At 68.2% G+C, this 8,324-nt stretch carries 5 protein-coding genes; 3 read left to right on the top strand and 2 right to left on the bottom strand.

Features of this window, described 5'->3' with window-relative positions; genetic code table 11:
- The first annotated feature begins 331 nt into the window (after positions 1-331).
- The 3 genes from ACFIF2_RS35665 to ACFIF2_RS35655 are packed head-to-tail and all read left to right on the top strand — an operon-like array spanning position 332 to position 3,934.
- Positions 332-1,450, top strand: coding sequence for a dsDNA nuclease domain-containing protein (locus ACFIF2_RS35665; RefSeq protein WP_395577447.1), 1,119 nt, complete (start codon positions 332-334; stop codon positions 1,448-1,450).
- Positions 1,440-2,018 carry a hypothetical protein gene (locus tag ACFIF2_RS35660; protein ID WP_269959798.1) on the top strand — a complete coding sequence of 193 codons (579 nt, stop codon included), beginning with the start codon at positions 1,440-1,442 and terminating at the stop codon, positions 2,016-2,018. The genes ACFIF2_RS35665 and ACFIF2_RS35660 overlap by 11 nt, the downstream gene beginning before the upstream one ends.
- Positions 2,015-3,934, top strand: a complete 1,920-nt coding sequence (locus ACFIF2_RS35655) for a hypothetical protein (RefSeq protein ID WP_395577446.1) — start codon at positions 2,015-2,017, stop codon at positions 3,932-3,934. Before ACFIF2_RS35660 ends, ACFIF2_RS35655 begins: the two co-directional genes overlap by 4 nt.
- 402 nt (positions 3,935-4,336) lie before the next feature.
- Here ACFIF2_RS35655 and ACFIF2_RS35650 read toward each other — a convergent pair whose 3' ends face one another.
- Both ACFIF2_RS35650 and ACFIF2_RS35645 read right to left on the bottom strand, forming a co-directional pair.
- Complete coding sequence (locus tag ACFIF2_RS35650) at positions 4,337-7,645, bottom strand: hypothetical protein (RefSeq protein WP_395577445.1); 3,309 nt, start codon at positions 7,643-7,645, stop codon at positions 4,337-4,339.
- A 95-nt stretch (positions 7,646-7,740) separates the two neighbouring features.
- Positions 7,741-8,100 carry a hypothetical protein gene (locus ACFIF2_RS35645; RefSeq protein WP_395577444.1) on the bottom strand — a complete coding sequence of 120 codons (360 nt, stop codon included), beginning with the start codon at positions 8,098-8,100 and terminating at the stop codon, positions 7,741-7,743.
- Between the last annotated feature and the right edge of the window lie 224 nt (positions 8,101-8,324).

Below are 8,324 nucleotides of genomic sequence, written 5' to 3'. Positions count from 1 at the left end.
AAGCGCCTGCTCTATCACCCTGAGCGGGACTACGCCTTCGCCCTGCCTTGGCAGTCAAACGCCTCGCCGTCGAGGGAATGGACATGCCAGCTCCGAGCTGCAGTCCGGCGCGCGTCTCCGACAGTTCCCTTGCAGCGTCCTGGCCTACGACTGAGCCAGCCACCTTCACTTCTCCTGCCGAGCTGCGTCTGTAGCGGCACGAACGCGGAGCGAAGCTTATGTTCTGCACGACCGTTGCTGTTCTGGGTGACGCGGTGATCTACTGCATGCTCCGAAGTGGCTTCTGGGGGAACTGTGCGTGCAGGCCATTTTGCCGTGAATCGAAGGTCCAGTGCCGTGCGTCAGTGCACACGAGGCGGCCGTGGCTCTCGCGCCTGCTGACGGCGGCCGCCGGAGCAGGCGGGGGTTCGCATATCAGGATGCCGTCACGTTGCTGGACTGCCTGGACATGCTTGAAGGGCAGTGGACGGCGGTCTCGTGGGAGGACCTAGAGGACATCCTGTGTCATCGAGACGGCGCACCTGTATACCGGCAGGTCAAGACGATCGAGGAAGCCGGGACGCGCCACAGTATCGCCAACGTTTGCCGACCGGAGGAGAAGAAGGCCGCAGACAGCAGCTACCTGGGCAAGCTGTTTCTGGGCAAGCCGCTGCCGGACGGCACTCGGTTCACCTTCATCGTCAACGAGACGCCTCAGCGGGACCTTCATGAGTTCGTCGCGGAACGTGATCGTCCTCGCGGCCCTGTGAGCGCGGACGCCCGCGCGGACATCGTCAGGAGACTCGGAGGCGTACAACTGCCGGACGGCAGGGACATCGGATGGTGTGTCGACCGTCTGGATGTTCTGGTAGAGGCGCGCACCATCGACCAGGTCGAGGCCAAGGCCATGACGAGACTGGCGCCACTGGTGGAAGCATGCCTGGGCGAGAAACCGCTGTACGAGGAAGTCGAGGAGGTCATGATTTGGCTGATCTCCCGGTACATAGCCCGCAGCGCACTTGAGCTGCGACCGAGAACCTTCACTGCGGACGACTTCGGCCGCGCCCTGGACGACAGCGTGCGCAGAGCAACTGGGCGACGACGAGACGGTTCCACCGAACTGTTGATGAAACTCAAGTTCAAGTTGCAGGCTGCCGAAATACCGGAGCCCGAGGCGGAAGCCCAGCACGATGCCATGCTCGGCTACCGCCGGACCTACCGTGCCAGTGTCGGTACCCGGCGCCGCGCGTACGACGATTTGGCCGATCAGATCAACGCCATCTGCACGCTCACGATGGCGAAACGACGCGCCGGACGTCTCGACGCCGGCTCAACGGCGTACTTCGAGACGCTCGTGGCGGTGAGCGAGCTGCCCGAGGTGACCAGCCGGCAGTTCACCCTCGCTGAGGCCCACGCAGTGCTTTCCGACATCACGGCACGCTGCCAGAACAGGTACGCCGATGCCTCATAAGATCGGCAGCAGCGTGGTGCCCCCGCTGTATCGCGCCTGGGACCCGGACGACTCCCCTGACTTTCACGCAACACGGCTCCTGCTGCTCATCTACCTCTGTGGTGAGGAGCCCGGTCCCTACATCGAGGGACGGACGAAGTTCGCCAAGCTTGATTTCTTCGTACGCTACCCAGGATTCCTGGAGCGGGCCCACACCGCGATGCCGGAAGCCGTAGATACCGAAACCGCGTTTCTCGCCCCCGACTCGTCCGAGGTCGAGGCACCGATGATCCGCTACCGCTACGGGCCCTGGGACCAGCGCTACCGGCAGTTCCTCGCCTTCCTCGTGGCCAGGGACCTCGTGACCATCACAAGCCACCGGGTTGAACGAGTGAAACTCAAAGCCGCCGGCAAGAGGACCGCACAACGCCTCACCGAGGCCGCCCAGTTCCAGCCGCTGGTGCGGCGCTGTCAGGCCATGCGAGGAAACCTGGCTGCGATGTCGGGTACTGACCTGAAAAACCTGATCTACGACCTGTTCCCAGACGAGGTCGGCAACGCGCCCTTCCGGCAGGAGATCCGGCCATGACAAAGCCCGTGACCGCCCATCCCGACCGCGGGATCAGGATCGACTCCGTCAAGCTCGTCCACAACACCGCAGAGATCAACGAGTACGCCTTCGGAACCGGCGTGTTGAACATTCTCAGCGGGCCACGCAACAGCTCCAAGACCACCACGCTGAAGGTCATCGACTACTGCTTCGGCGACCGTGGCGGGATGATCGATGCTCTCGGTGCCGCCGTATCCGACGAGTACATCGAGGTCTCCACCGCGATACGGGTCAACGGCCACCCTCGCGTCCTGACCCGTCTCCTCCAGCACGGGCGCATGAACAAGGTGTACGTCGACGGAGACGAGCTGACCGACGCCGACTTCTCCGACTGGATCCTGCGCGAACTGGGCTGGCCCAACCTGCGCATACCCAAGGGCCTCCACCCGGCCACAGCCAGTGAACTGACGCCCCTGTCCTTCCGGAATCTGCTGCGCCACTTCTACCGCAACGAGGAATCCTGGACGACCTTCGCCAACAAGGAACAGGAATTCATCCGACGCGGCGTCATCAGCATGCTCCTCGGCTTCGCCCCCTCCCGCTACGACACCAAGGACTTCGCCGTCGCCCAGGCCAAGCGGCGCCTTGCCGTGGCCCAGGCAGTGGAGCGCGACGTGCAGGACAGCACCTTGCAGGCCGTCACCGCCATCTCTGAACGGCTCGGCATCCCCGTCGCCCGCACCCTCGACCAAGTAGCGGCCGCACGGGAAGAGGTCACTTCCCAACTCGACGGGGTTCGCCAACGACGTCACGAACTGACGCAGGAGATCAACAGCCTCTTGCAGGGAACGTCGACTACCGAGACGGCAGCCGGATATGACTCGTCCCTGACGGGCTTGTATGAAGACGTATCCAGGCGACTGCAACTCGCGGTGGACGAAGTCCTCGCGCTCGAACAACTCGCCAGCGAACACACCTACTCCACCCAGACGGTCACCTCCGAGGTAACCCGCATGGAACGCCTCATCGCCTCCGTGGGAATCTTCGACGCCCTCCCCGTACGGCTCTGTCCGGCGTGCGAGCAACGGGTCGACCCACACCGAGAACACGACGAAAGCGCCTGCTACCTGTGCTTCCAACCGGTCAGCGACGACCAGCGTCGCCGTCGGGCACAAGTGGAGATCCGGTCGCTCAAGTCGGAACTCGCCGACCTCGAAGACGTCACCGCCCGCACCGCGGTCGATCTGCACACGGCCCGCACCCGCCAAGCGGAGCTTCAAGACGAACAGACACGGCTCGCGCACCGCATCAATGAACAACGCGCCGCGCAGCTAGCTCCTTTCATGGCCACTCTCGAGAACCTGGCCGGCCAGATCGCCCAGCTCGAACAGAAGATGACAGCCTTTCCCGCTATCGAAGAAATCCTCCAACGCCGCTTGGTAGCCAGTCAGGCCGTTACCGCTGCACAACAGGCCGTCGACGCGCTCGACCAAGAGCCAGCCGCCGTTGCCGCGGCTTCGCTCACCTCTGTCGAACGATGCGCCGTGTTCGCCGAGCGCATGAACGAATTCCTTCACCGCTACCGTGAACGTGGCTGGGTCAAGGGCGCCATCACCATCAATGACAGTGACCTCACCTTTTACGTCGGCACCCGCCCCTGGGATCAAGCCCTTGGGGCAGAGACAAAGGTGCTCTTCTTCTTGGCCTACAGCTACGCCACTCTCTTCCTGGCATCTGACCTCGACGAAGAAACCGCTTTCCCCGGCCTGCTGCTCCTGGACAACCCATACCAGCAGGGCATCGGCAACACCGTGGTTGACGACGTCCTGCGAGACCTGGCAAACGCAGCTCAGGCCACGGGCACCCAGGTCATCAGCACCCAGGCCGTTCCGGTACCGCGGGACCCGGCGACCATTCAGGTAATCCGCATGCCCACGGAGTATGAAGCGCCGTAGGCAGACTTGCAGCAGTGTTGATGTCTTCGCGGTCGACCTGCCGGATACTCCCGGGTCCCGCGACGCCTCCGGCTGCGTTGACCGCGAGTTCCGGGCAGGATGCTCCGGCGCAGCCCTGCGACGCCGAAGCTTGCTGAACCGTGTGATAGCCCCCAGCGGTGCAGATCAGAGGAGATTCCTGATTGCCATTACCGAACGCGCAAAGAAGGGACCGCGCCGGGGAATGCCGACCGGAGCGGCGGCCTGGGGGCCGGCGAAGGCCACCAGCGGCCACCGGCTCCCTCAGCGCGGCGCCCGTCGACGGCCGACGCGAACTGGGCCCAGTTCGCACTTCACTCCCGGTCGGTGACTATATGACGGCGTATCCCCCGTGATCCACAACAAGATGATCTTTGAAGGACTCTAGCTTTCCCCCGGCGCGAGGTCTGCCAAAAGGGGCAGGTGTCCCGGCACCACATCGGCGATCTCTTCGGTCACCTGCTCCCACGGGCTCCAGCACAGCGCCTCGATCAGCACGAGGCGTCCCTGCGGGCAGGGGCCGAGCGACTGGGCGATCGCTGCGAGGGCTTTGCCGCGGTGCTCGGGCACGGCGAGGGCGTCAGCCAGGGCGCGGGCCGCCGTGCGGGCACCCACCCGGCAGAGCGCCTTGACTACGGTCGGCGTGGCCGCCTCGCGCAGGGCAGGGGTGCTGATCTCCTCCAGCAGCGCGGCGGCACGGGTGACGTCCCCCGTGGCTGCGGCGCCCGCCGCAAGGTGGCCGAGGGCGCGCTCGTCTCCTTGCCTGTCGACGATCAGCTCCGCTTCGGCCAGATCACCGGCGTCTACGAGCTTCTTCACCACACCGGTGAGGATCTCGTCGACCGCGTCTTCCGGCAGGCCACCCTCCAGCCCGAGTACCGCGTCGATATCGCCCGCCGCGAGGAGCGCATCGGCGGCGGCGTACGTGTCCCAGCGCCGACGGGAGGGGCTGTCAGCAGTGGCTGCCAGGCCGAGGATCTCCTGAGCGAGCTCTGCCGCTCCGTCTGGTTTCCCGGTGCGGCCGAATGCCTGGGCCACCCGTCGCAGGCCCTCGGTGCGCTCGGCGGGATCTGCCAGGGTCCGGCTCTCGTGGAGTACGCGGCGCAGGAGTTCGTACCCCTCAGCAGGGCGACCCGTCTGGTGCAGGCCCTCGGCCAGCTCCGCGAGATCGAGGATGCGTGCGTAACCGGCGGACGCGTCGGCGGCCTGTTCGGCGTGGTGGATGAGGCGGACCGCGTCGCCCGGCCGCCCGGACCGGCCAGCTACGACGGCCAGCTTGATGAGGGTGTGCACCCCGCGCCCACGAGCCCTCCGCGCCACGTCCGTCGCCCGCTTGACCACGGCGTGGGCGCGTTCCTCCTGGCCCGCTCGCAGCAGGAAGTCGGCGGTGTCAGTCGACAGCGTCATCCGCCAGTGGAGGTAGGGCACCTTGTCGGTGGCGTCGCGGGCTTGTCGGGCCAGGCGCAGCGTCTGCGCCGGGTCACGGGACTCTGCCGTCGTCCTGCCGGCGGCGTTGAGGACGCGCGCCCGGTAGATGGGTTCGGTGATCCGCTCGGCCAGGTCCAGGGCACGATCGAGGTCACCGGTTTCCGCGGCCGTGATGCCGATCTCGAGCAGGCCGTCCTCCGGATCGTTCAGGAAACGGCTGACCAGGTCGGTCGCCTGCTGGTGGTGCCCGGTCGCCTCCAGGCCCGCGGCGACGTGGGGGTAGACCCAGTCCACGCCGTCGGGGTCGTCGATGTCCGCTGCCAGCTGGGCCGACGTCAGGGCAAACTCGGCAGCCTGTTCGGCGAGCCCCGGTGCCGTGGACATCCCCCGGGCGAACAGGGCGAGGTACTGCGCACGCCGGACGGGGTCACCGGAGCCGGCCGAACGGAACACGACACGCTCCGCCAGCGCCAGGGCCCGGCGCTGCTCGCCGAGCCGGGAGAGCGCGGCGGTCAGCGAGGCGCCCAAGGCGCTCCGGGAGACGGTGTTGGGCACCGCCATGACCGCGTCGACGGCTTCCAGCGCCCAGGGAACCGCATCGGGGCCCGGGGCCCCGGCCTCCTCCTGAGCTTCCGTGACGTTCCTCGCCACCCCGGCCAGGGCCCCGACGGCGGCGACGAGAGCGTCCGCCCTGCGCTCCGGGCCGCTGATGCGGCGGGCCGGCTGTAGGGCTTCGGCGGGTCGGCCGGCGTCCGCCAGACCCTTGGCGATCGCTTCCAGGAAGCGGTCCCGGTCCTCGGTGCTGTCCGCTCCGTCGAGCAGGGTGGCCGCCTGATCCGGGCGCCCGGCGGCGGCCAGGGCGCCGGCGATGGCGCTCAGAGCGGCCACCCGATCCCATGCGTCGCGCCGCGATTCGGCCAGATGAACGGCGCGCGCCGGGTGCCCTAGCCGGGCCCACAGGGCGATCAGGCCGGAGGGGAGAGATGCCGTCCGATCGTGCAGCCCGTCCCGCGCGGCGGCGAGCCGCAGGGCCACGGACACGTCCTGATCGCCGCGGCGCAAGCCGTCCGCGAGCACCAGGTCGAACGCGGACGACACCGTACTGAGCGCCTCCAGGTCCGCCCCGGACGCCCGCCACAACCGCTCTTGCCACCCGGTGTCACAGGCCAGCGCCACCAGCCTGGCAGTGTCCCCCTGGTCATGCAGCAATTGGGTGTAGCCGCGCAGCAGGTACTCGGGCGTCTCCTCCGGCCATCCGGCGCTCCGGTAGGAGTCCGCCCACCGGTGCAGACGGCTGCGGTGGGCCGCCAGCTCCTGGTCCGTGACCAGTTCCGTCGCGCCGCGCCGGATCTCCTCGTGCGCGAAGAGAAAAACGGGCGGATCGGCGGACGCCCAGTGCCTGGAGCGCCGGCGGAAACTGCGGCCGTTCACCGCGGACAGCTCGCGCTCGACCAGCCGCGCCGGGCTCCCGGTCAGCTCCGCGAAGTCGTGCGCGCTCAGCCCGCCTCCGGCCGCGAGGGTCAGAGCGGCCAGGTCCCAGCCCAGTCCGCCGCCGTCTCGCAGTCGCAGCAGATCCCGCTCTGCATCCCAGCGCGCCGCGCGGGCGTGCGGGGACGGCTCCAGACGGTGGTCGATCCGCGTGGTGCGGAGGGGATGGTCTGCGGGCACGTCCCCCGGTATCGGCGGGTGCGGACGGCCGGCGACGAGGATCCGCATGCCGTGCGGGGGAACGCGTGGCAGCAGCGCCGCGATGCTGTGGCCGTCGGGACCGGCGGTCACGCCGCGGTCCTCGTCCAGCCCGTCCACCACGAGCACGAGTCGTCGGCCGCGCGCCGCGCACCCCTGTGCGGCGCGGTGCAGCGCGAGCAGCATCTGCTCGTCGCGCGTGGCGGGGGTGCTCAGCGGCTCCTCCTCGCGCAGCAAGGCGAACACCTGCCGCTGGACAACCGCGCAAAACGCCGCCGCGTCGTTCTGCGCGGCCATGCGGGAGGTGACGAAGAACGATACGACATCGACGCCGGGTGGAGGGTGCAGGACGAAGTGCGCCAGCAGGGCGGACTTTCCCGCCCATGCCGGGGCCACCCAGCGCCAGTAACTGCCGTCGGGACCGTCCGCGGGGACTTCGTGCGCGCAGAAGGCGGCCAGCTGGGCGAGTTCCCTCTCACGCCCCTGGAAATCGGCGGCGGCGAGGGCCTGTTCCACCTGCAGTAGATAGCCGGAGACGGCGGCGCGCCCCGCGAACACCTGCACGAAGCTGTCAATCATCACGCCACTGTTGGCGAAAGCCCCGGCTCCCTCGGCGGAGGATCCACCCGACTTACGCACCGCGGCGCGGCTGCGGAAGAACATCGGATGCGCCGCTAACCCTGCCCCCGGTAACCGGTATTCGCGCTGCCGCCGTCCGCCCGCGCGTCACCGGTCTCCCCGACGGAGACCACACCGTCGGACGGGGAGGCGACGGCACCCGTGTTGGCGTCCCCGCCGCCGGCGGCCGTGGCGCTCCCGGTACTGGACACCTGTACCGACGTGCTCCCGGACGGGGCCAGTAACGCGCAGACGCCGACCCCCAAGGCGGCCACGCCGACCACCGCGGAGACCACGCCAGCCACCTGGTTCGCCCGGTCCCAGCTCAGCAGCGACAGCGCACCGGCGAAGACCGCCAGGACCAGAACCGTCGTCACCAAGACGGCGCGCCGGTCGCCCCACACAGCCACCCTCACTGCCCCCCCTTACGCCCCGTCGAGGCGGAACCGCACCGAGTCCGGTATGGCCCACGCCGCATGCCGAGCCCCACCATACGGCCAGGCCAACATCACCATGCGGGAAAGCTCTGGAGGAGAGCCCTGGAGGGCAATGGCGCCCCGGACAACGTGTCCGCACGGCCCACCACAAGGCCGAGAGTGTCGGTCGGCGCTGGGAGACCCTGGGACTTCCAGCTGTATTA

Source organism: Streptomyces sp. BK79, assembly GCF_044142145.1.
In the GTDB taxonomy this organism is placed as follows: Bacteria; Actinomycetota; Actinomycetes; order Streptomycetales; family Streptomycetaceae; genus Streptomyces.
The sequence above is the reverse complement of the archived record's forward strand: the minus strand, read 5'-3'. Positions and strand labels throughout refer to the sequence as shown.

Bases quoted from the DNA above. Each gene is read 5' to 3' on its own strand.
- ACFIF2_RS35655 (WP_395577446.1), top strand. From the start codon at position 2,015: ATGACAAAGCCCGTGACCGCCCATCCCGACCGCGGGATCAGGATCGAC.
- ACFIF2_RS35660 (WP_269959798.1), top strand. From the start codon at position 1,440: ATGCCTCATAAGATCGGCAGCAGCGTGGTGCCCCCGCTGTATCGCGCC.
- ACFIF2_RS35650 (WP_395577445.1), bottom strand. From the start codon at position 7,645: ATGATTGACAGCTTCGTGCAGGTGTTCGCGGGGCGCGCCGCCGTCTCC.